The 21,434-nt window shown below is 65.3% G+C and carries 22 protein-coding genes; 11 read left to right on the top strand and 11 right to left on the bottom strand.

Translation table 11 applies throughout. The features are described 5' to 3' along the window. Window positions 1-52 precede the first annotated feature (52 nt). Window positions 53-1,453, top strand: a complete 1,401-nt coding sequence (gene gorA, locus G015_RS0107795; RefSeq protein WP_018138487.1) for a glutathione-disulfide reductase — start codon at window positions 53-55, stop codon at window positions 1,451-1,453. 153 nt (window positions 1,454-1,606) lie between these two features. Here the strand turns inward: gorA and G015_RS0107790 are convergent, their stop codons facing one another. From G015_RS0107790 to G015_RS0107780, 3 genes are all read right to left on the bottom strand, one after another. Then, window positions 1,607-2,239 carry a porin family protein gene (locus tag G015_RS0107790; RefSeq protein WP_028490903.1) on the bottom strand — a complete coding sequence of 211 codons (633 nt, stop codon included), beginning with the start codon at window positions 2,237-2,239 and terminating at the stop codon, window positions 1,607-1,609. 296 nt (window positions 2,240-2,535) lie between these two features. Next, window positions 2,536-2,799, bottom strand: a complete 264-nt coding sequence (locus G015_RS0107785) for a hypothetical protein (RefSeq protein WP_018138485.1) — start codon at window positions 2,797-2,799, stop codon at window positions 2,536-2,538. Window positions 2,800-2,824: 25 nt separating this feature from the next. Continuing rightward, a complete protein-coding gene (locus G015_RS0107780) occupies window positions 2,825-3,040 on the bottom strand; it encodes a CsbD family protein (protein ID WP_018138484.1) in 216 nt (71 codons plus the stop codon). Window positions 3,041-3,245: 205 nt separating this feature from the next. Here G015_RS0107780 and G015_RS13980 point away from each other — a divergent pair, with 205 nt between their 5' ends. Next, window positions 3,246-3,410 (top strand): DUF1328 domain-containing protein, encoded by a 165-nt coding sequence (locus G015_RS13980; protein ID WP_012983227.1) that lies wholly within the window; start codon window positions 3,246-3,248, stop codon window positions 3,408-3,410. Between the two features lie 62 nt (window positions 3,411-3,472). On the opposite strand, the gene G015_RS0107770 is transcribed toward G015_RS13980, so the two are convergent. Then, window positions 3,473-4,225: a Crp/Fnr family transcriptional regulator gene (locus G015_RS0107770; RefSeq protein WP_018138483.1), complete on the bottom strand. Its 753-nt coding sequence runs from the start codon at window positions 4,223-4,225 to the stop codon at window positions 3,473-3,475. A gap of 190 nt (window positions 4,226-4,415) precedes the next feature. On the opposite strand from G015_RS0107770, the gene G015_RS0107765 reads away from it, so the two are divergent. The 7 genes from G015_RS0107765 (at window position 4,416) to G015_RS0107735 (ending at window position 13,868) form a co-directional block, all read left to right on the top strand. Beyond that, window positions 4,416-6,293 carry a DUF294 nucleotidyltransferase-like domain-containing protein gene (locus tag G015_RS0107765; RefSeq protein WP_018138482.1) on the top strand — a complete coding sequence of 626 codons (1,878 nt, stop codon included), beginning with the start codon at window positions 4,416-4,418 and terminating at the stop codon, window positions 6,291-6,293. Window positions 6,294-6,348: 55 nt separating this feature from the next. Next, a complete protein-coding gene (locus tag G015_RS0107760) occupies window positions 6,349-6,612 on the top strand; it encodes a DUF4212 domain-containing protein (protein ID WP_018138481.1) in 264 nt (87 codons plus the stop codon). 7 nt (window positions 6,613-6,619) lie between these two features. After that, window positions 6,620-8,398 (top strand): sodium:solute symporter family protein, encoded by a 1,779-nt coding sequence (locus G015_RS0107755; RefSeq protein WP_018138480.1) that lies wholly within the window; start codon window positions 6,620-6,622, stop codon window positions 8,396-8,398. Between the two features lie 234 nt (window positions 8,399-8,632). After that, window positions 8,633-10,480, top strand: coding sequence for a putative nucleotidyltransferase substrate binding domain-containing protein (locus G015_RS0107750; protein ID WP_018138479.1), 1,848 nt, complete (start codon window positions 8,633-8,635; stop codon window positions 10,478-10,480). A 190-nt stretch (window positions 10,481-10,670) separates the two neighbouring features. Then, the gene (locus tag G015_RS0107745; RefSeq protein ID WP_018138478.1) at window positions 10,671-11,261 is read left to right on the top strand and encodes an exonuclease domain-containing protein; all 591 of its coding nucleotides are present in this window, start codon (window positions 10,671-10,673) and stop codon (window positions 11,259-11,261) included. Between the two features lie 91 nt (window positions 11,262-11,352). After that, window positions 11,353-13,311 carry an acetate--CoA ligase gene (acs, locus tag G015_RS0107740; RefSeq protein WP_020146411.1) on the top strand — a complete coding sequence of 653 codons (1,959 nt, stop codon included), beginning with the start codon at window positions 11,353-11,355 and terminating at the stop codon, window positions 13,309-13,311. Between the two features lie 179 nt (window positions 13,312-13,490). Continuing rightward, complete coding sequence (locus G015_RS0107735) at window positions 13,491-13,868, top strand: winged helix-turn-helix domain-containing protein (RefSeq protein ID WP_020146410.1); 378 nt, start codon at window positions 13,491-13,493, stop codon at window positions 13,866-13,868. On the opposite strand, the gene G015_RS0107730 is transcribed toward G015_RS0107735, so the two are convergent. Together G015_RS0107730 and G015_RS0107725 are read right to left on the bottom strand one after the other, a co-directional pair. After that, complete coding sequence (locus G015_RS0107730) at window positions 13,865-17,200, bottom strand: GGDEF domain-containing phosphodiesterase (protein ID WP_018138475.1); 3,336 nt, start codon at window positions 17,198-17,200, stop codon at window positions 13,865-13,867. The genes G015_RS0107735 and G015_RS0107730 overlap by 4 nt on opposite strands. A 234-nt stretch (window positions 17,201-17,434) precedes the next feature. Next, window positions 17,435-17,935: a DUF302 domain-containing protein gene (locus G015_RS0107725; protein WP_018138474.1), complete on the bottom strand. Its 501-nt coding sequence runs from the start codon at window positions 17,933-17,935 to the stop codon at window positions 17,435-17,437. Between the two features lie 219 nt (window positions 17,936-18,154). On the opposite strand from G015_RS0107725, the gene G015_RS0107720 reads away from it, so the two are divergent. Further along, entirely contained in the window at window positions 18,155-18,379 is a 225-nt protein-coding gene (locus G015_RS0107720) for a hypothetical protein (protein WP_018138473.1), read from the top strand. Between the two features lie 46 nt (window positions 18,380-18,425). Beyond that, window positions 18,426-18,629, top strand: coding sequence for a hypothetical protein (locus tag G015_RS0107715; protein ID WP_018138472.1), 204 nt, complete (start codon window positions 18,426-18,428; stop codon window positions 18,627-18,629). A 45-nt stretch (window positions 18,630-18,674) separates the two neighbouring features. Here G015_RS0107715 and G015_RS0107710 read toward each other — a convergent pair whose 3' ends face one another. The 5 genes from G015_RS0107710 to G015_RS0107690 form a co-directional block, all read right to left on the bottom strand. Next, window positions 18,675-19,010, bottom strand: a complete 336-nt coding sequence (locus G015_RS0107710; protein ID WP_018138471.1) for an STAS domain-containing protein — start codon at window positions 19,008-19,010, stop codon at window positions 18,675-18,677. A gap of 77 nt (window positions 19,011-19,087) precedes the next feature. Further along, a complete protein-coding gene (locus G015_RS0107705) occupies window positions 19,088-19,501 on the bottom strand; it encodes an ATP-binding protein (protein ID WP_020146409.1) in 414 nt (137 codons plus the stop codon). 43 nt (window positions 19,502-19,544) lie between these two features. After that, window positions 19,545-20,498, bottom strand: coding sequence for a NifU family protein (locus tag G015_RS0107700; protein WP_018875327.1), 954 nt, complete (start codon window positions 20,496-20,498; stop codon window positions 19,545-19,547). After that, window positions 20,452-20,706, bottom strand: coding sequence for a succinate dehydrogenase assembly factor 2 (locus G015_RS0107695; RefSeq protein WP_018175480.1), 255 nt, complete (start codon window positions 20,704-20,706; stop codon window positions 20,452-20,454). The genes G015_RS0107700 and G015_RS0107695 overlap by 47 nt, the downstream gene beginning before the upstream one ends. Beyond that, the gene (locus G015_RS0107690) at window positions 20,706-21,407 is read right to left on the bottom strand and encodes a succinate dehydrogenase iron-sulfur subunit (protein WP_018138467.1); all 702 of its coding nucleotides are present in this window, start codon (window positions 21,405-21,407) and stop codon (window positions 20,706-20,708) included. The genes G015_RS0107695 and G015_RS0107690 overlap by 1 nt, the downstream gene beginning before the upstream one ends. Window positions 21,408-21,434: the final 27 nt, after the last annotated feature.

The following is a 21,434-nucleotide window of genomic DNA, read 5'->3' as shown; positions in this document are numbered from 1 at the left end:
GCGGAACGCGGTCGTTATGTACCATTTTCACCGAACCCTTCGAGGAACCGACATGGAACACTACGACATCATCGTGATTGGCGGCGGCAGTGGCGGATTGGCCGTGGCGGAACGCGCCGCCCCGCACGGCGCGCGCGTCGCCGTGTTCGACCCGAAACCGCTCGGCGGTACCTGTGTGAACGAAGGCTGCGTGCCGAAAAAGCTCACCTGGTATGCCGCCGAGCATGCTGCGCAGGCCCGTCAGGCGCACGAGTTCGGTGTCGATGTCGAGATCAAGGGCATCCGCTACACCGATCTGGCGAACCAGCGCCAGGCCATGCTGAAAGGCCTGAACCAGTTCTGGGCCGGGCACCTGGAGAAGCTGGGCGTGACCCACATCCCGGAACGCGCTCGCCTGACCGACAGGAACAAGGTGATCAGCGACAGCGGCACCGAATACACCGCCGAGCGGATCGTGCTGGCGATGGGCGGTGCCCCGATCGTGCCGCCGCTGGAAGGGGCCGAACTGGGCGCGACCTCCGACGACTTCTTCGAGTGGACCGAACTGCCGGAATCCATCGCCGTGATCGGCGCCGGTTACATCGGCCTGGAGATGGCCGGCATGCTGCGCTCCATGGGCGTGAAGACCGACGTGGTTGCGATGGAGGACCGCGTGCTGGAGATGTTCGACCCGATGGTCTCGCAGGCGCTTGATCAACACATGGAGTACCAGGGCATCGACCGCCACCTGGGCGTGAAGGTCGCCGGCCTGGGCGGCAAGCCCGGCGCCGTGACCGTCCAGCTCGAGGGCGGCCAGGAACTGGGCCCGTACGAGAAAGTGCTATGGGCCGTTGGCCGCAAGCCGGCCACCGCTGACATGGGGCTGGAAGACGCCGGTGTCAAACTGGCCCGCGATGGCACCGTCCCGGTGGATGAGTGGCAGGCAACCAGCGTCGACGGCATCTATGCCCTGGGCGACATCATAGGCAAGGGTCCGCTGACCCCGGTTGCCATCGCGGCCGGTCGCCGACTGGCAGATCACTGGTATGCCCCGGAGACGAACCCTGTGCCCGTGGACTACGACCAGATCCCGACGGTCACCTTTACCCACCCGACCGCCGGCATGGTCGGGCTGACCGAGCCGCAGGCCGTGGAGCGCTTCGGTGATTCAGTGCGCATCTACGAGACCCAGTTCGGCGGCCTGGACCGCGCCTTCGCCAAGGGCGAGGTGCCGCCCGTCGCGATGAAGCTGGTCTGCGCCGAAGAGAATGAAAAAGTCGTCGGCATCCACATGATTGGTGCCCATGTAGACGAGATGCTGCAGGGCTTTGCCGTGGCCGTGCGCATGGGCGCCACCAAACGCGACCTGGACCTGACCATTCCGCTGCACCCCACCAGCGCCGAGGAACTGGTGACCCTCAAGGAGGCCCGCCCGGGTCGCCAGCAGGGCCTGGCCAAGGCCAAGGCCGCTTGACAGGCAGCTGGTCGCAAACGGCAAAACGCCGCCCCTGTGCAAAGCGCCGGGGCGGCGTGCCTGTGTTGCCCAGGGCCATGGCGAAACGATCCGGCTAGCCGGATCGGCTTGCTCGCCGATACCCGTCAGGCTTTTTTAGCGTCCTTCACTCCCCTAGAAGCGCCAGCCCAGCGACGCGGTAAAGGCGTCCATCTTGTAGTCGCTGTCGAAGTCATAGCGCTCGTATTCCGCGCGAATCATGAACGCGTTCAGATTGACCTGCATGCCGACACCATAGACCGGATCGAAACCGTCCTGACTGCGCAGCGTACGGCCCTCGTCTCCCAGGTTGCCGCGCACGTCCGCATCCCACTTGGCCGCGCCGACCTTCGCGAAGGCCTCTACATAGGAGCCAATCGGCAACTTCCCGAGCACACTGGCACCGTAGGCCGTCGAGCGGACGCTCGAATGGGCACCGTCCTGGTCGCCCCGCAGGTGCACCTCGCCCAGATCGGTATAGAAGCCCTCGACCGCGAGATAGCGATTGAAGTTGTAACCGACAAAGCCGCGCCAGACATTGTCGTCATCGTCGATGCTGTAGTCCGACGTCCCGGACCCAATAAAATCCGCGACCTCGTCGCTGTCATTCTTCAATGAACTGAACCCCGTACCCAGACCCATATACAGGCCTGTGGTGCGGTCGCGCTCCTGCGTCGTACGGTCACGGTCCTGCTGTCCAAGCGCACTCTGGGAACCAAACAGGACGAGCGCCGATACTGCAACCCCGGCAGCCAGATAACGTTTCATCTTCATCTCCTTCTCATTTGCTAATCGTGCTTGAGGACGGCAAAGGAACGGAGATGATTCTTGATTCAATCCAGGCCACATGGAAGGCGCAATGGTTGAACCGATTCATAATTACACCGATATCTACATGCCCCGGCCATCAATCATTGACAAAGCGCACACCCACTTTGAATCAGGTTAAGGCGAAAGTCAGGGATCAATCTAAAACGACCCATAAAAACAAAAAGGCTGGGGCGCGGATGACCACCCGCTCGTGGCCACCCGCGCCCCAGCCTTCTGGTTCAAACGACTACGGACTAATCGAAACGAATAGGGTTTCCGTCCCGGTGCTCGTCATAGTACTCGTCTTCGTATTGCTCCTCGTTTTCTTCTTCCTCACGCTGGATTTCGTCTTCGCCCTCACGCTGATCTTCGATCCAGCCGCGTGCCTCATCGCCCGATTCTTCAACGGCATCCACGGCGTCTTCTACCGTTTCTTCGAACGTTTCACCGGCATCATCCGCCGTATCCGAATCGGAACAGGCCGACAAAAACAGCAGGCCTGCCGCAGCCAGCCCCATCGCCACCCAACGAACAGCCGGGGTCTCAGGAGTCTTCTTCATTACGCACCTCGTCCATCAGTTCGTTGATCTTAGCGGCAATCTTTTCCTGGCTATCACCGTATTTCTCGCGAACCCGCGCGGCCAGCTCGTCCATATTGCCCTCGGCCTCAACCACCTCGTCATCGGTCAGGCGGCCCCATTCCTGCTTCAGCCGCGCCTTGAATCGTTCACTACGCCCCAGCATCTGATCTTTGTTCATACAGTTTTCCTTTGTTGAATGCGTCTGCATCACGCGGGCGGTAAAGCCTGAACAGACCGGATAACGATGGCATTAACCTGAAGCAAAAAGCTCCCCGGAAACGGGAAAAATGAGAACCGAGACACCCTGCGGGCGCTGGACCGCGCAAAAGCGCGGACCATGCCCTACACTTCAGGCGCGATTACAGCCAAAAAAGGAGTGGACGATGCTGGGATGGGCACTGATGTTCTTGATCGTCGGAATCGTAGCCGGCGTGCTGGGCCTGAGCGGGATCGCGGGCGCAGCGACCAATATTGCATGGATTCTTTTCGTGGTGGGCCTGATCCTGGCGGTCATCTTCTTCATCACGGGACGACGCCCCCCGCTATAGGCGCCCCGCTATAGACGTCTTTCTGGCACTGCAATCGCCCGGCCTTGAGCCGGGCGATTGCTTTATGAGGCTTCCTCCGCGCAACCGAGGCTTGCGCTTTTCACCCAGTTGGCTTCGCAGTCCAGATAGGCCTGGTTGAATCCGGAGAAGCGGACCAGTCCGTCCATATCCTTGATTCGGATGGCTCCGTCTTCCGTGCTAATGAGGTCCCGCTTGCGCAGCTGGCTGAACGATCGACTCACATGCACCGCGGACATGCCCAGCGCATCCCCGAGCACGCTCTGATTCATCGGGAGCCGTACCTCCTCGGACGGACGCTGCAGGCGCACTTTCATCTCGAGGAGAAAATGCGCGAGGCGCTCGGCCGCGGGCCGGCGGCCGATGTTGATGATGCGCTCCACCAGCATCGACTGTTCGCGCGCCAGGATCAGAAAGAACAGTGAAGCCAGACGCGGGGCCTGCTCGAACACCTCGGTCAACTGACGCCGGGGAAACGGGCAGGCCTCGATGTCCGTCAGCGCGACGAAGTCCGAGCGCGCCTCGTTGAACCCCATCTCGCGCAAGCCCAGGATTTGCCCCGGCAGGAAGATGTCCAGGACCTGACGCCGCCCATCGGCCAGGTCGCGTACCGCACAGGCCCAACCAGAACGCAACGTGTAGAAACGCTCGGCCTCCTCGCCAGCCGCACACAGGCAGGTCTGGGCGGCGTAACGCTTCGGGTCCTTCTCCAGTTGCAACAACAGGGCCTTCTCCTCGGGCACGAGGTCTGCAAACTGGTCAATCTGCTCGAGGATGCAACCTTGCGATACAGGCATCGCGGGCTCCTTTGTCTTCGCAAAAAGCGTTCATGTCACGCATCGAAACACCAGCGTTACCTTGCGTAACACCCGCAAGAAAGTCGTACATCCAAACGACTGATTCCCAATACTGTCCACTTATGGCGTGCTTTTTGCAGGTTGAAGGCCATTCTGTGATCCCGTTCACCCAGGGGAATGCGCCACCGCCATGACCGACGCGCTCGACAGCACCCGCGAGTTCCTCAGCGCCCACGCCCCGTTCGATCAGCTCGAACCCGACGCGCTGGAGTTCCTCGTACCGCGTCTGGAGAGTCGCTTCTACGCGCGCGGGGCCCGCATCACGGATCCCGATGCCGGACCGGCGCGCCGCTTTCACATCATCCGCCAGGGGCGCATCCGTGGCGAGACCCCCAGCGAAGACGAGCAACTCTCGGGCAAGGCGTGGGAACTGATCCCCGGCGAGTGTTTTCCGATCGGCGCCCTGCTCGGTCGCCGGGCCGTTCATACGGTACACCGAGCGGCCGAGGACACGGTATGCCTGGAGCTGGACCTGGAGGACTTCGACCGGCTGCGCACGCGCTCCCGCGTCTTCAATGACTTCTGCACGCGACGGCTGGCCAACCTGCTGGACCGCCTGCAACAGGGCCTCGACACCCTGTCCAGCCGTGACGGCGGCGCAGCCGGGCAATTGAATACCCCGCTCGCGCTGCGCATTGCCCGCGTCCCGGTGACCTGCCGTCCCGACACACACCTGCGCGAGGTGCTGACCACCATGCGCGACGAGCGCGTGGGCTCCGTGGTCGCGGTGGACGCCGAACAACGACCGGTGGGCATCTTCACCCTGCGGGACCTGCTGGCACGGGTCGCCCTGAAGGATGTCGACCTCGACACCCCGCTGGACGCGGTGATGACGCCCGAACCGGTCGCCCTGGAGGAAAGCGCGCCGGGCTTCGAGGGCATCGAGGCGATGACCGAACACGGGATGACGCATCTGTGCGTGGTACGCGACGGCCGCCTGGTCGGCGTGCTCGGCGAACGCGACCTGCTCACCAGTCAGCCCCTGACCCTGGACGGCCTGGTGCGCGAGATTCGCCGCGCCGACAGCGTGGCGGCCATTGCCGAACGGCTGCGCCAGGTCCCGCGCCTGATCGAGGCGGTCGTCGGCCAGGGGGCCGAGGCGGATCAGGTGCTGCGCCTGATCACGCGCCTGAACGAGCACGCCACGCGCCGCGTGCTGGCCCTGCTGCGCCCCCAATACGAGGCGATCGAAGGGATCGATTTCACCTGGCTGGCCTTCGGCTCCCAGGCGCGCGAGGAACAGGCCCTGGTCACCGACCAGGACAACGGCATCCTGTTCGATGCCGAGGCCGGCGATGCGGATGCGGTCCGCGAGCGCCTGCTGCCCTACGCCCGGGCCGTGAACGAGGCACTCGCCGAGTGCGGCTTCATGCTGTGCCCCGGCAACATCATGGCGGGCAATCCGGAGTGCTGCCTGAGCGGCCCGGAGTGGGATCGGCGCTTTACCCGCTGGATCGAGCAGGGCACGCCCGATCACCTGCTCAAGAGCACCATCTTCTTCGACCTGCGCGCGGTGGATGGCGACCACGGCCCGGTAGAGGCCCTGCGCACCCAGCTGCTGCAAAAGACCGCCTACAACAGCCGCTTCCGCCGCCAGATGGCGGCCAACCAGCAGGCCTTTCGCCCGCCGCTGGGGCTGTTCGGCGAGATCAAGAGCGGTGCGGACGGCATCGACATCAAGAAGCAGGGGCTGACCCCGTTCGTGGACGCGGCGCGCGTGATCGCGCTGGCCGCCGAACTGCCGGCCACCCGCACCCACGAGCGTCTCGACCAGGCCGTCACCGCGGAGGTGATGCGCGAATCCGACGCGCGCGACTATCACGCCGCCCTGCGCTATCTGCAGATGCTGCGCCTGCGGGCCCAGCAAAAGGCGCTGCGAGAAGGACGCGACGACGACAACCGAATCCGGCCGGAGGAACTGGGCACCCTTGAGGGACGCATCCTCAAGGAATCCTTCCGGCAGGCCCGCAAGCTGCAAGGCCAGCTTGAAGTGCAGTACCAGCTGTGACGAATCGCATAGACGAGTCACAGCGAACAATAAAACCTATGAGAGGAGCTACGTCATGTCACAAGAAGACCTGAGCCGGCAGGCCTACTGGCGCGAGCATCTGCGCCTGTTGGCAATCTGCCTTGCCGTCTGGTTTCTCGTGTCCTTCGGGCTGGGGATCATTCTGGCCGCACCGCTGAACGCGTTCTCGATCGGCGGGTATCCGCTGGGCTTCTGGTTCGCCCAGCAGGGCGCGATCTACACCTTCATCATCCTGATCTTCGTTTATGCCTGGCGCATGAACGTCCTGGATCGCAAGTACAACGTCCACGAGGAGTAAGCCTGTCATGGATCAACAGACTCTAAGCCTGCTCGTGGTCGGGGCGACCTTCGCCCTGTACATCGGCATCGCCATCTGGGCGCGCGCCGGTTCGACCAGCGAGTTCTATGTCGCCGGCCGCGGTGTCAATCCCATCGCCAACGGGATGGCCACCGCTGCGGACTGGATGTCCGCCGCGTCGTTCATCTCCATGGCCGGCCTGATCGCGTTCCTCGGCTTTACCGGGGGCGCCTACCTGATGGGCTGGACCGGCGGCTACGTGCTGATGGCCCTGCTGCTGGCCCCGTACCTGCGCAAGTTCGGCAAGTTCACGGTGCCGGAATTCATCGGTGACCGGTTCTACTCGAAGGTCGCGCGTGTGGTGGCAGTCATCTCGCTGCTCGCGATGTCCATCACCTACGTGATCGGGCAGATGCGTGGTGTGGGGATCGCGTTCTCCAACATCCTTGAAGTGCCGCTGGCCATTGGCCTGGTATCGGGCATGGCGGTGGTGTTCATCTACGCGGTGCTCGGCGGGATGAAGGGGATTACCTACACCCAGATCGCACAGTACGTGATCATGATCTTCGCCTACACGGTGCCCGCGGTCTTCATCTCGCTGACGCTCACCGGCCAGGTGTTCCCGCAGATCGGCCTGGGTTCCACCCTGCAGGGTCAGGACACCTACCTGCTGGAGGCCCTGGACCAGACGATGGTGGATCTTGGCTTCACCATGTACTCGGCCACCGAGGGCGGCATGAGCATGCTCAACATGTTCCTGCTGACGATGGCGCTGATGATCGGTACCGCCGGTCTGCCGCACGTGATCATCCGGTTCTTTACCGTGCCGCGTGTGCGCGATGCGCGTAAGTCCGCCGGCTGGGCGCTGGTCTTCATCGGCATCCTCTACACCACCGCCCCGGCGGTCGGTGCGATGGCGATCTGGAACCTCGTCAACACCGTGCATCCGGGCGAGATCGGCACCGAAGAAGGCCACCTGGCCTACGAGGACAAGCCGGCCTGGATGGAGCGCTGGGAACAGACCGGTCTGCTCGCGTTCGAGGACAAGAACGAAGACGGCCGCATCCAGTACTACAACGAGGACAACGAAGAGTTCGCCGCGATGGCGGAAGAGGAATACGGCTGGGAAGGCTCCGAGATCGTGACCCTCGACCGCGACATCATGGTGCTGGCCAACCCCGAGATCGCCGGTCTTCCGGGCTGGGTGATCGCGCTGGTGGCGGCCGGTGGTATCGCGGCGGCCCTGTCGACCGCGGCCGGGCTGTTGCTGGCCATCTCGTCGGCCATCTCGCATGACTTGCTGAAGGGCGTATTCATGCCTCGAATCAGCGAGAAAAACGAGCTGATGGCGGGACGTATCGCCATGGCAGGCGCAATCTTGTTCGCCGGATATCTGGGGTTGAATCCACCGGGCTTTGCGGCCGAGGTGGTAGCACTAGCCTTCGGTCTGGCCGCGGCCTCGCTGTTCCCGACCCTGATGATGGGCATCTTCATGAAGAAGATGAACAAGGAAGGCGCGATCGCCGGCATGCTGGTCGGTCTGGTGACCACCCTGCTGTACATCTTTACCTACAAGGGGTGGTTCTTCTTCTCCGGCACCGCCATGCTCCCGGATACCGAGGAGTACTGGCTGTTCGGCGTGAACCCGACCGGCTTCGGCGCCATTGGTGCGGTGTTCAACTTCGTCGCGGCCTACATCGTGATGAAGCTGACCAAGGAGCCGCCGCAGCATATCCAGGAGCTGGTGGAAAGCGTGCGTGTCCCGCGCACCGACAACCCGAGCTGATGTCGTGCCCGGTCATGCCGGCGGCATGACCGGGCCTCTCGGCCCACCATGAATGGAAATGCATGACGAACGTCCATGCAAGAAAGGGGGATCCGGTTCCCCCGGGGGTCGGCCCGGCGCATGCCGGGTCGGCCTTTTTTCCTTCGGGACAATTCTCCAGTACCCGGCAGAGGCACTGGAGAATTGCTCTGACCCCACCACCCACGCCGCGAACGAAGGTTGCCTGGTACGCACATGAACGGTGAACTGGAAGAGATTCGCGAGTTCCTCGAACGCTGCCCGGAGCTCGCACGACTGCCGTCCGAAACCCGTACCAGCCTCGTTCGGCGCCTGACGCTGCGCTACCTGCGCGAAGACAGCCCGTTCCCGCCCGAAGATGCGCCCCCCGGCGAGCTGTGGATCGTGCGCACCGGGGCCGCCGAACTGTACGACGCCCAGGACCAGCTCCAGGACCGTCTGGGCGAGGGCGACCTGCTCAACACCGCCCACACCGACCACCTGCACGGCCGCATCACCGAGGATGCCCTGATCTACCAGCTCGAGGCCGGTCGTGCCCGCGATCTCGCCGGCCGGGACGAGGCCTTCCGCGAGTTTGTCGATCTCGGCACCGACCGCCTGCGGGCGCCAGCCGCGACCTCGCCGGCGGGCGAGCGCAGCCTGCTGACCACCCCCGTGCGTGCCCTGATGACGCCACGACCCATCATGTCGCCCACCAGCCTCACCCTGCGCGAGGCGGCCCAGCGCATGACCGAGGCGGACATCTCCGCCCTGCTGCTGCACGAGCCCGGAATGGAAGACATCCCCGTGGGCATCCTGACCGACACCGACCTGCGCCATGCCCTGGCCGCCGGCACCGACCCCGGATGCCGCGTGGCCGAATGCATGGCCCGGCCGGTCGCCTCGGTCAGCCGCGACACCCCGGCCTTCGATGCTCTCCTGCGCATGGCGCGGCGGGACATCCACCACCTGCCGGTCACCGATGGCGAGAACGGCCCGCTGGTCGGGATCCTCTCCAGCACCGACCTGATCCGACATCAGGGCACCAGCGCGGTCTACCTGGTACGCGATCTGCGCCGCGCCGACGGCCTCGACGGCCTGCGTGACGTGATGCGCGCCCTGCCCAGCCTTCAGGTGCAACTGGTCGAGGCCGGGGCCGATGCGACCCAGATCGGCCAGACCATCACCACGGTGATCGACACCCTCACGCAGTGCCTGATCGAACAGGCGGAAGAGAAGCTCGGCCCCGCGCCAACCGCCTACGCCTGGCTGGCCAGCGGCAGTCAGGGGCGGCACGAACAGACGGTGCATACCGATCAGGACACGGCGCTGGTTTGCGACGATGCGGCACCCCCCGATGCCGACGCCTGGTTCCAGCGCCTGGCCAACGAGGTCGGCGAAGGCCTGGCAGCCTGCGGCATCCGCCGTTGTCCGGGCGATGTCGACCCAAGCCAGCCCCACTGGCGCCGTTCGACCAGCGACTGGGAGCGCGAGATTCGACGGGTGTTGAGCCACCCCTCACCGCGCGATGCGATGCTCGCCACCCATTACCTCGATCTGCGCGTGATCCATGGCCCGACCCGCCTGTTCGAGCCCATGCGCCACGCGGTCCTGGAACAGGGCTATCGCAGCGAAGCGGTATTGAGCACGCTCGCCGACCAGGCACGGGAGCTGCGCCCGCCGCTCGGATTCTTTCGCCAGTTCGTACTCGAGCGCGGGGGCGAACACGCCGACACCCTGGACCTGAAGATGCGCGGCCTGATGCCGATCGTCGCTCTGGCCCGGGTGTTTGCCCTGCGCGCCGGGTCGGACGCCCGTGGCACGGTCGAGCGACTGCGGGCCGCTCGCCACGCGGGTGTTTTGTCGGAGGGCACAGGCGCCGACCTGATCGACGCCTGGCAGTTCATCGCCACGCTGCGCGCGCGCCTGCAGGCCGAGCAGATCCGGCGCGGGTCCGCCCCCGACAACGCCCTGCCCCCGAACGAGCTGTCCGGGCTGGAGCGCAGCCACCTGAAAAACGCATTTCGTCTGGTGGCCCATGCGCAGAAGGCCGCCCTGGCTCAGGCCGAGCGGGTACACGGGTGACTAGCCCTGTGTGTCGAATTCCTCCCCGGCTTGAGGCCTCCTGATGCCCTGCCCACGGCCGGAGGACACCCCATGGATGCGCCCCATCGGGCACTGGCGTTTTTGCCGGGACCGCCAGCGAGCAGCGCGACACGCCCCGGCAGGGGCCCTGCGGGCCTGCCTGGAGTCACCCCTGCCCTCCGCCCGGCACGTGGTGGCGGGCTGTCGCTTTCTCGCGGTGGATCTCGAAACCACGGGGCTCGACCCGGAGCACGATGCGATCCTGAGCATCGGCTGGGTCGCGATGGACGGTGTACGGATCGACCTGGCGACCGCCGATCAGCGGCTAGTGCGCGCGGATTGCCCGGTGCCGGAACAAAGCGCGGTCATCCACCGCATCACCGACCGCGAGGCCGCCGGAGGGGGCACCGTCGACAACGCCCTGGACGCGTTGTTCGAGGCGCTGCAGGGACGCATCCTGGTCGCCCATCACGCCGCACTGGAGCTCGGCTTTCTGGAGGAGGCGTGCCAACGTCTGTACGGCGTGCGTCCCCCACTCCCGGTGGTAGACACCCTGCGCCTGGCCGAGCGCCAGCTGCGCCGTGCAGGACGCCCCATCCCGGCAGATGGCATGCGCCTGCACACCCTGCGCACACGCTACAATCTGCCGCAGTACCGTGCGCACGATGCACTGTTCGACGCGCTGGCCGCGGGCGAGCTGTTCGCCGCCCTGGTCAGCCAGCTTTCCCCGGACGCGCAGGTCCCGCTGGCGCGCGTACTGTTCCGTCCCGGCTGGTTCTGAAAGCACGGATCCCGGCGGTCGGCATGCTATCCTCAGCCCCCAAAATGCCACGAATTGATCACGATTCCCGAACTGAATCACGGAGGCCCTGATGAGCGACACCATCGAGTCCACGCTGCACGAGACCCGTCACTTCGCGCCGCCGGCGGAGTTCACGAAGAACGCCCGTCTGAAGCCCGAGGATCTCGAGGCCCTGTACAAGAAGGCCGATGCCGACTACGAGGGCTTCTGGTGCGACCTCGCGCGCGAGAAGATCGACTGGCAGACCGAGTTCACCGAAGGCCTGGACAGCTCGAACGCCCCCCACTACCGCTGGTTCGCCGACGGGCGCATGAACGTGTCCTACAACTGCATCGACCGCCATCTGGAGGTCCGCGGCGACAAGACCGCAATCATCTTCGAGGCGGAGAACGGCGAGACCCGCAACCTGACCTACCGCGACCTCTACAACGAGGTCGGGAAGCTCGCCAACGCGCTCAAGACCATGGATGTGGAAAAGGGCGACCGGGTGATCATCTACATGCCGATGAACGCCGAGGCCGTGATCGCCATGCAGGCCTGCGCCCGCATCGGCGCGATCCACTCGGTGGTCTTCGGGGGCTTCTCCGCCGATGCCCTGCGTGACCGCATCGTCGACTCCGGCGCAAAGCTGGTCATCACGGCGGATGGTGGCGTGCGCGGTGGCAAGACCGTGGCACTCAAGGCCAACGTCGACAAGGCGCTGGACTCCCATCCGGCCGACGTCGAGAAGGTCATCGTCTGCAAGCGGGCCGGCAACGACGTGACCATGCAGGACGAGCGCGACGTCTGGTGGGACGACGCCGTGGACGGCGAGTCGGTGGACTGCGAGCCGGAGTGGGTCGAGTCCGAGCACCCCCTGTTCCTGCTCTATACCTCCGGCTCCACCGGCAAGCCGAAGGGCATCCAGCACTCCAGTGCCGGCTACCTGCTGGGCGCGATCATCACCAACCAGTGGGTGTTCGACCTGCAGGGCGACGACGTCTACTGGTGCACCGCCGATGTCGGCTGGATCACCGGCCATACCTACGTCGCCTACGGCCCGCTGGCGGTCGGCGCGACGCAGGTCGTCTACGAGGGCGTGCCGACCGTGCCCGACGCCGGGCGCTGGTGGAAGATGTGCCAGGACCACGGCGTGACCGTGTTCTACACCGCCCCAACGGCGATCCGCGCGCTGATGAAGGCCGGCGACGATTTCCCTGCCCAGCACGACCTTTCGAAGCTGCGTCTGCTGGGTACGGTCGGCGAGCCGATCAACCCGGAGGCCTGGATGTGGTACTACCGCGTGATCGGCGGCGAACGCTGCCCGGTGGTCGACACCTGGTGGCAGACCGAGACCGGCGCCAACATGATCGCGCCGATCCCCGGCGCTACCACCCTGGTGCCCGGATCCTGCACCCAGGCCCTGCCCGGCGTCGACGCCGATGTCGTCGACGAGAATGGCAACAGCCTGCCGGCCGACCAGGGTGGCTACCTCGTGATCAAGAAGCCGTGGCCCTCGATGCTGCGCACCGTTTGGGGCGACGATCAGCGCTACAAGGACACCTACTGGCCCAAATTTGGCGGCAAGTACTACCTGGCCGGCGACTCCGCCCGCCGCGATTCCGAAGGCAACTTCTGGATCATGGGCCGCATCGACGACGTGCTGAACGTCTCCGGACATCGCCTCGGAACCATGGAGGTCGAATCCGCACTGGTCGCGCACAAGGCCGTGGCCGAGGCCGCCGTGGTCGGACGTCCGCACGACGTGAAGGGCGAGTCCATCGTGGCCTTCGTGATCATGCACGGCGACCGTCCCACGGGCGACAGCGCGGAAAAGCTGGTCAAGGAACTGCGCGACTGGGTGGCCGACCAGATCGGGCCGATCGCCAAGCCGGACGACATCCGCTTTGCCGACGGCCTGCCGAAGACCCGCTCCGGCAAGATCATGCGCCGCCTGCTGCGCTCCATCGCCAAGGGCGAAGAGATCACCTCGGATACCTCCACCCTCGAAAACGAGGCCGTGATCCCGCAGCTCCAGGGCAAGGCCTGAGTCAGGGCCGGGGCCCACCGCCCCGGCCCTGCTTTGATCTCCCTGTAGGAGGCCAGCCCCCTGGCCGATCGGCCCTTTCCGGCGCCCAATCGGCCAGGGGGCTGGCCTCCTACCGTTTGTGCCTTGGCGGCGATACCCATTCCGGGCACCATATCCGTTCCACCCGGGGCACCCAAGGCATGACGGCACACCACTCCGATCACTCGCAAACCCCGCGCCTGCGCGTGCTGCTCGGCGAAGTCACGGCCATGGGTCCGGGCAAGGCCATGCTGCTGGAGGCCATCCGCGAGAAGGGCTCCATCTCGGCCGCGGCACGCAGTGTCGGCATGTCGTACCGGCGTGCCTGGGATCTGGTCGAGACGATGAACCAGAGCTTCCGTGAGCCCATGGTCGAGACGGCCAAGGGAGGCTCAGGTGGTGGCGGCGCACAAGTAACGGAGTTCGGCGAGCGGGTACTGGCGCGCTACCGGGAGATGGAAGCCCGCGCGACAGCGGCCATTCGCGAGGAGCTGGACGACTTCAGCGAATTCCTGACCGACCCAGCCCGCCCGGACTAATACTCTTCCGCCACCAACCCTTCGGCCAGCAACGTGGCAAAGCGCTCGGCGGGTAGCGGGCGGCTGGCCAGATAGCCCTGGTAGTGATCGCAGCCCAGCTCGCGCAGCGCGCCGAGCTGCTCGCGCGTCTCCACCCCCTCTGCCAGCACGCTCAGGCCCAGTCCGTGTCCCAGCGCCACGATCGCCCGCGCAATCGAGCGGTCATCAGCATCGTGCGCACCCGCCGCCAGGCCATCCACGAAGCTCTTGTCGACCTTCAGCGTATCGACCGGGAAGCGCTTGAGCTGGGCCATGGACGAATACCCAGTCCCGAAATCGTCCACCGCGAAGCTCACGCCCCGCTCGCGCAGCCGCTGGAGGATACGCCGGGCGCGTTCGGGGTCGAACATCAGTGCCGATTCCGTAATCTCCAGCTCCAGATACTTGGCCGGATAACCATGCCCCTCCAGCAGATCGGCCACCTGCTGGTCGATCGCCACCCGCTGAAACTGGAGTGCGGAGACATTCACCGCCAGGCGTACAGCCGGATAGCCGGCATCGCGCCAGGCCTGCCCCTGCGCCAGCACGCGCCGCAGCACCCAGTCGCCCAGCTCCACGATCAGGCCAGTCTGCTCCGCCACCGGAATGAAGCGTCCGGGCGATACGGGCCCCAGTTCGGGATCGGTCCAGCGCAGCAGGGCCTCGGCCCCGATCAGCACACCATCACTGACGCGATACTGCGGCTGGTAGTGAACCTCAAGGCTGTCCTGCTCGATCGCGCGCCGCAGCCGCGCATTCAGGTCGATGCGCTCGCGGGCCGCTTCAGTAAAGGCATCCGAGTAGTAGCGATAGCCGCCGCGCCCGTCTTCCTTGGCACGCGACAGCGCCGTACCGGCCTGCTGCAACAGGGTCTCGGCATCCGCCCCGTGGTCCGGGAACACCGCGATACCAATCGTCGCCGCGATCTCGATCTCGACGCCATCACCGATATCCGCCGGACGCCCCACTTCGCGAAGGATGTCTTCAGCGACCAGTGCCGCATCATCCACATGGGCCAGGTTGTCCGCCAGCACGGCAAACTCGTCGCTGGCCAGGCGGGCGACCGTGTCGGTCCCCCGCCGCCCCGCCTGGAGACGATCGGCGACAATCTTCAGCAGGCGATCACCCGCGGCATGCCCTCTTGAGTCGTTGATGTCCTTAAAACGGTCAACGTCGATAATCAGTACCGCCAGCAGACCATTACGCCGCCGCATCAGCCCGATCGCCTGTGCCAGTCGAGCACGTAGCAACCGGCGGTTGGGCAGTTCCGTCAGGGGGTCGTGGTGCGCGAGAAAGTCGAGCTCGGCCTCCGAGGCCTTGAGGCGGGAGATATCCGCGAACACGGAGACATAGTGTGTCAGGCGACCCTGGTCATCGCGCACTGCCGTGATGCTTTGCAGCTCGGGGAAGATCTCGCCGGTCTTGCGCCGGTTCCAGATCTCGCCCTGCCAGTGCCCTTCGGTCTCGATCTGACGCCGCATGTTGGCGTAGAAGGCCTGGTCGTGGCGACCCGACTGGAACATCTTGGGCGTGCGCCCCACTACCTCGTCCTGGGTATATCCCATCAACTCGGTGAATGCGCCATTGACCGACAGGATATGGGCGGTGGCGTCGGTAATCACCACGCCCTCGCGGGTGTTCTCGAATACCACCGAGGCCAGCCGTCGGCGCTCCTCCTCCTCGCGCCGCTCGGTGATATCCTCGATGGTTGCGACCACGCGATCCACGGCGCCGTCGGCGGTACGCGTGCACTTCACATCGATGTCGGTGACCAGAACGCGCCCATCCCGGCGCAGCAGTCGCTTCTGGATGCTGTAACTATCCCGCTCGCCGGCCTGCATGGCCGCGTCCAGCGGCGCTTCACAGCCGCGATCCTCGGGCACCGCCAGCCGATCCCAGTCGGTCCGCACCAGTTCCTCTGGCGAGTAGCCCAGCATCTGTGCCAGGAACGGGTTGACCCGCTCCCAGCCCCTGCCGCCCGGATACGAGATCGCCATGCCCAGAAACGGCATGTCGAAGTACAACCGCAGCAGACGGTCCTGCTCGGCATGCGAATGCATCAGCTGCAAGTGATGGCGCAGCCATTGCTGACGCCAAAGCAGACCGCCCCCTGCCAGCACGACCAACCATACAAAGAGTGTGGCCGCCCCCATCCAGATCGCCTGCTGGCGCGGAACGATCGCCAGGGGTGCGACATCTCGCTTGAGGATCAGGTCCCATCCCGGCGCCGACAGTGGCTGTACGCCCGCCAGAAAACCACCATCGGCGTCATCGAACAACGCCACGCGCACACCGTCTCGTTCCTGATCGAGCAGCTCACTGCGCAAGCGCGCAAAGGCCTCGGGCGGGTCGATAATTCGTCCGCCCCCTGCCTCGATCCGCGCGATCGTAGCCCAGCGTGCGTCCTCCCGAGCCACTACATGCGGGTCCACGGTGCCCGCTTCCTCGCCCACGGTCAGGAGCGCCCGCAGCGTCTCGATACCGGAGGACAACACGACTACGGCAACCGCCTCGCCCTCCGGGTCCACGCGGTCCTCGACGGGAACCGCCCAGCTGATACGGGCCTCGCCCCGGGCATTCGCATGCAGATGGGGGGTGCTCACCTCGCCGCTGACCAGGGCCTCCGTCACCGCCTTGTCCACCGCGGCATGGTCCAGCGAGTTGTGCCCCACCTCGACAATCGGGCGCCAGTCGCGGTCAATCAGCGTGATGGCGTCATAGTCGTAGCGCTCGTGCATCAGTTCCAGGCGGTGACGGACCTGTTCCAACGCCAGCGCCGACTGCATCTCGACCGCGGTTCGTGCAAAGACGGAGAAGTCCCGCGCCTCGGCGAGTACCATCGCATCGCCTTCGCGCTCGGCCAGCCAGCGATCCAGCAGCCCGGCTTTCAGGAAGGCAGAGCGGTGCAACTCCTCTTGCGCCTGCCGCTGGGCCGAGGCGTACTGCACATGGTAGGTCACCAGGGTGGCCCCGATGATCGAGACAATCACGACCAGCACGAGCAATAGCCAGGGCCCGTAGCCGAAACCCCCGGGGCGCAGCGGGCTGGTGACTGCCCCCCCCTCCGGAGGGCGCGCCAGGACCCAGCGGATGGCCAGCAACAGGGCCATACCCGAGACGATCACGAACCCGAAGCCCTTCCCGAGATTCGCTACTGTCAGCGCGTCGCCGACCTGCCCACCCGACCACCAGGCCACCACCGCATCAGACAATGCAATCCACAGCAGACCCAGTACCGTGTAGGTACCGGCAATCCAGGCTGCAGGGCGCAGGGGGCTGTGTACGCGTTCATTCACGCGCAACCGCCCGTCCACGCCGTACCGCGTGACCTGCGCCAGCTTTCGTCCGGCCCCACCCTGCTCACTCGCATGCCGCTCCCAATGGTCGATCCATGCCGCACTCCGGACAGGCGACATAATCGGTAAGCGATATGCCGCTCGCGCATTATGCCCACAAAAGCGAATGGGGCACGTCCCGGACGTGCCCCATTCGCTGCTTCATCAACCGCGCCCCCGAATTCCGGGTCCGCGGGTCGAGTTGGAGGCGGATTATTCCGCTACAGTCTGCTCGATGATGGCCTCGATCTCGTTGCTGGAGAGTTCCATCACTTCCGCAATCTCGTCCGGCATCATCGGCAGGAAGGCCGGGACGTTCATCCGCGAGATAAAGACATCCCCCTGGCTGTCCTGGTAGATGCTGACGCGGCAGGGCATGAAGGCCGAGACCGGCCGAAACGCGTCTTCCTCGAGAATGCGGGCGCTGTACTCCCCGCTGCAGACGTCGATGATGACTACCGGATCCAGTGTGAAACCACGCTGCGAGAGCACACCGGACATGTAGTTCTTGTTCAGCACGCTCCAGCCGGCGTCTTTCACCTGGGCCTCGAAGGCCTCGACCGTGTCCGGGAAGGACATCGGGCTGGGCGTGACCTTGACCATGTCCGGCTGCTCGCCGCCATGGCTGCCGGCCTGGGCGGCACCGGCGAGCAGCAGACCCGCGAACAGCATCGCGAAAATCGGCAGGAACCGGGCACCGGCGCGTGATGTCATCTTTGTAAGCGTTCTGGTCATTGCAATTCTCCTGGCGTGAATCGGCACAAACTTGTGATTAGAGGCCGCCCGGAGAGTTCCCGGAGGCTGCGGGGCCATTATTCGGGCACCGGCGCGGGAAGGTATTGACCCAGATCAACGGAATGCGATTCAGACGCGCTCCAGCCCCTGCGGGCAATGCGGACGCGACCCACGAAGCCAGACGACAAGGAGCACGACATGGAGGCCACACTGAAGGACGGGACCCTAACCCTGAAGATCGACAAGAAGACCGCCGAGAGCATCGCGGAGAACATCACCGAGCTTGAGGGCGAGATCAGCAACGGGGCGCGCGCGCTCGGCTCCGTACTGCAGCAGGGCGTCTACGAGCTGGGGAACGAATTCCGCCAGCCGCCACATGCCTTCGACGAGCACGCACCCAAGCAGCCATCGATCGAGGACTGACGCGAGCCCGCTCGTATATACACACGGACCCCGCGAGGAGGACGTTATGCACCTGGAAAAGGCCGAGAACGGCGAACTGCTGATCACGATGCCGGAGGCGGAGGCCTCCGATGCCCTGGCCACGCTGAAAAAGCGCGCCGATGAACTGGACGAATGCGAGGAACTGACCGAAGCCCTCGAAGAGGCCGGGATCCAGCTGCCCGCGCAGCCCGATCACATCCGGCACGAGTACATGCCCCCGGCGGATTAATGATCCGATCTGCCACCCGGCCCGCGAGCGGGCCGGGTTTTCCCATCAGGCGTTGACCTGTTCCACGGCCCCCAGGGGATCGTCACATACCTCGAGGATGGTCAGGAACCCGCTGATCTCGAACACCTCGCGAATCGGATCCCCGATCTCGCACAGCACCAGTCTTCCACCGTTCTGCTTGACCTTCTTCGCGGTCATCAGCATCACGCGAAGGCCCGCGCTGGAGATGTAGTCGACGTCGCCAAAGCGGATGACCAGCGACGGGTGATCTTCCATCCGCTGGAACAGATGGGCCTCGAATTCGGGCGAGGTATTGCTGTCCAGACGGCCGGTCGGACTGACGACCAGCACGCCGTCGATCGTCTCTTCGTTGACTTGCATCGGTGCGCCTTGCCTTTTCGTTTGCGTTGAATAGCGGCCCCGCCCACACGCGCTACACCGCGCGGACGCGACCGGAATCAGACCGGTTGCTTGCGCAGGGTCAGACGATTGACGCCATCGGCGGATCGGTAGTCGATCTCGTCCATCAGCGTCTTCATGAAATGAATCCCCAACCCGCCGACCTGACGCGACTCGATATCACCGTCGAGCTGGGCCTCGGGGGCATCGGTCAGCGGATTGAAGGCCTTGCCGTCGTCGGTGACCGTAATCGTCAACCCGTCATCCGCCTTGCGCAGCTCCACCTCGATGGTGTGCTCCGCGCCATCATCGAAGGCGTAGGTGATTAGATTGGTCAGCCACTCGTCCAGCACCAGATTAATCGGGTAGACCGAGGACATCGAGACGCCGGCCTCCTCGCAGAAGGCCTCCACCTGCTCGGCCAGGCGCGGGATCTCCCGCAGTTCAGTCTGGATCCGGAACGCCCGCTGCATCATGCACTCCCTGCCGGCGCTCGACGAGCGAACGCCCGTCGAGTCAAAAGGTATTCGCGACGCTGGCAACCCCCGGCGCGCGCGAGCGCACCAGGCGCTCGACCACGTTCTTCAGATCCAGCGTCGAACGCGGACACCCCACGCAGGCCCCCTTCAAGCGCACCCGTACGGTGCGCCCGTCGAGCTCCACGAACTCGATATCGCCGCCGTCCTGCATCAGGATGCGCCGCGCCTCCTCGATCGCCGCGCGCACCGCATCTTCGTCGATCGGCCCGTCCGCCGGGACATCGGACGCCTCGCGCTCGGCGAAGGTCTGTGCCCGGTCCAGGCGCAGGGCCAGTTCCGGATCAAGCTCCTCGATCGCGTCCAGTTCGTCCTCACTGTACACATGATCCGGGTCGTCGTTCAGCAGGTGGGAGACGTCCACCATCACCTGTGCCTTGTCGGGTCCCGCCATGGTCGGTCCTCCGCATGATCGCATTCGCGCCAGTATAGCAACGCCCCATGCCCACCCGGCCCGAAGCCGCACGCGCCAACCGGATTCCGGTGTTGCGACTGGCGGCCAGCGCAGGCGGACCCGCAGCCGGCGCAGGTCATCAGGATCCATGCGCGCGGCATGCAGCCAGAGCCGCCACAGGCGCCCCCCGTCCCGTTCGCGCAGCACCAGCAGGACCATCCCGGCCAGGACCCGGCTGTCGGGCAACAACTCCACCCAGGTTACCTGTTCCTGGCGAAGGCCCTCGCGGGTCGCGACCCAGGTATCCCCCTCCGGCGTCTGCCCCAGCCAGGCCCAGTCCGGTGCCGCATCGCGACGCTGCCACCACCAGCCGACGGCCGCCAGGCCCCAGACGGGCAGCAGCATCCACAACGGGCTGTAGACCAGCACAAAACCGGAGACGGCGAGGACCAGCAGGATTTGCCCGGCCTGCGCGAGCCGCGGCAGGACGGGGTCAGGGTGCAGTCTCAGCCGCAGCGGCGGCGCGGATCGCCGGGACAAGCCGCGCTATCCCGTCATCCACCGTGGTCTGGCGACCCATGACCACATCCAGTAGCACATTGTCGGGGTAGTCGAGCAGGCGCTCGAAGGCATCGCGACCCTCCTGGTCCAGTTGCGCATATCCCTGCGCGAGAAACTGCCCGAGCAGCCAGTCGTTCTCCAGCATGCCGCGGCGGCAACGCCAGCGGGTGCGGCTGTCGGGTTCCATCACAGCGACTTCTTGAGCATGGTGCGGCGGATATCGCCGATCGCCCGGCTCGGGTTCAGGCCCTTCGGGCAGACCTGCGTGCAGTTCATGATGGTGTGGCAGCGGTAGAGCTTCCAGGCATCGTCCAACTCAGCCAGGCGGTGATCGGTGGCCTCGTCGCGGCTGTCCTGGATGAAGCGCGCGGCCTGCAGCAGTGCGGCCGGGCCGAGGAACTTGTCCGGGTTCCACCAGTACGACGGGCAGGCGGCGGAACAGCAGCCGCACAGGATGCACTCGTACAGGCCGTCCAGCTGGTCACGATCCTCCGGGCTCTGCTTGCGCTCGACTTCGGGCTCCGGGCTGTCGTTGACCAGCCAGGGCTCGGCTCTTCGGTACTGCTCCCAGAAGTTGCCCATGTCCACGATCAGGTCGCGGATCACCGGCATCCCCGGGAACGGACGCAGCGTGACCGGCCCCTCCAGATCCGCCAGTGGCGTGATGCAGGCCAGGCCGTTCATGCCGTTAATGTTCATGCCGTCGGAGCCGCAGACCCCGTGCTGGCAGGAGCGGCGAAAGCCCAGCGAGTCATCCTGCTCCTTCAGCAACAGCAGGGCATCCAGCAACATCATCCCCGGCTCGATCTGGTCGTCGGGCAGGGTGAAGCGCTGCATCTTCGGCAGCGTGTCCGTCTCCGGGTTGAAGCGGTAGATCGAGAATTCCAATCGTCTCTCCTGTCAGCGTTGCTACAG

Origin of the sequence: Thioalkalivibrio sp. ALJ15, from assembly GCF_000383695.1 — a bacterium.
Taxonomy (GTDB): Bacteria; Pseudomonadota; Gammaproteobacteria; order Ectothiorhodospirales; family Ectothiorhodospiraceae; genus Thioalkalivibrio.
This window is presented reverse-complemented; position numbering and strand designations above follow the sequence as displayed.

Excerpts from the sequence above, each read along its gene's own strand:
- G015_RS0107785 (WP_018138485.1), bottom strand. The coding sequence starts at position 2,799 with ATGGGGCTGGCTGCGGCAGGCCTGCTGTTTTTGTCGGCCTGTTCCGAT.
- acs (WP_020146411.1), top strand. The coding sequence starts at position 11,353 with ATGAGCGACACCATCGAGTCCACGCTGCACGAGACCCGTCACTTCGCG.
- G015_RS0107770 (WP_018138483.1), bottom strand. The coding sequence starts at position 4,225 with ATGCCTGTATCGCAAGGTTGCATCCTCGAGCAGATTGACCAGTTTGCA.
- G015_RS0107705 (WP_020146409.1), bottom strand. The coding sequence starts at position 19,501 with ATGCAGCGGGCGTTCCGGATCCAGACTGAACTGCGGGAGATCCCGCGC.
- G015_RS0107725 (WP_018138474.1), bottom strand. The coding sequence starts at position 17,935 with ATGACATCACGCGCCGGTGCCCGGTTCCTGCCGATTTTCGCGATGCTG.
- G015_RS13980 (WP_012983227.1), top strand. The coding sequence starts at position 3,246 with ATGCTGGGATGGGCACTGATGTTCTTGATCGTCGGAATCGTAGCCGGC.
- gorA (WP_018138487.1), top strand. The coding sequence starts at position 53 with ATGGAACACTACGACATCATCGTGATTGGCGGCGGCAGTGGCGGATTG.
- G015_RS0107715 (WP_018138472.1), top strand. The coding sequence starts at position 18,426 with ATGCACCTGGAAAAGGCCGAGAACGGCGAACTGCTGATCACGATGCCG.
- G015_RS0107760 (WP_018138481.1), top strand. The coding sequence starts at position 6,349 with ATGTCACAAGAAGACCTGAGCCGGCAGGCCTACTGGCGCGAGCATCTG.
- G015_RS0107765 (WP_018138482.1), top strand. The coding sequence starts at position 4,416 with ATGACCGACGCGCTCGACAGCACCCGCGAGTTCCTCAGCGCCCACGCC.
- G015_RS0107755 (WP_018138480.1), top strand. The coding sequence starts at position 6,620 with ATGGATCAACAGACTCTAAGCCTGCTCGTGGTCGGGGCGACCTTCGCC.
- G015_RS0107750 (WP_018138479.1), top strand. The coding sequence starts at position 8,633 with ATGAACGGTGAACTGGAAGAGATTCGCGAGTTCCTCGAACGCTGCCCG.
- G015_RS0107735 (WP_020146410.1), top strand. The coding sequence starts at position 13,491 with ATGACGGCACACCACTCCGATCACTCGCAAACCCCGCGCCTGCGCGTG.
- G015_RS0107790 (WP_028490903.1), bottom strand. The coding sequence starts at position 2,239 with ATGAAACGTTATCTGGCTGCCGGGGTTGCAGTATCGGCGCTCGTCCTG.
- G015_RS0107695 (WP_018175480.1), bottom strand. The coding sequence starts at position 20,706 with ATGGAACCCGACAGCCGCACCCGCTGGCGTTGCCGCCGCGGCATGCTG.
- G015_RS0107780 (WP_018138484.1), bottom strand. The coding sequence starts at position 3,040 with ATGAACAAAGATCAGATGCTGGGGCGTAGTGAACGATTCAAGGCGCGG.
- G015_RS0107710 (WP_018138471.1), bottom strand. The coding sequence starts at position 19,010 with ATGCAAGTCAACGAAGAGACGATCGACGGCGTGCTGGTCGTCAGTCCG.
- G015_RS0107720 (WP_018138473.1), top strand. The coding sequence starts at position 18,155 with ATGGAGGCCACACTGAAGGACGGGACCCTAACCCTGAAGATCGACAAG.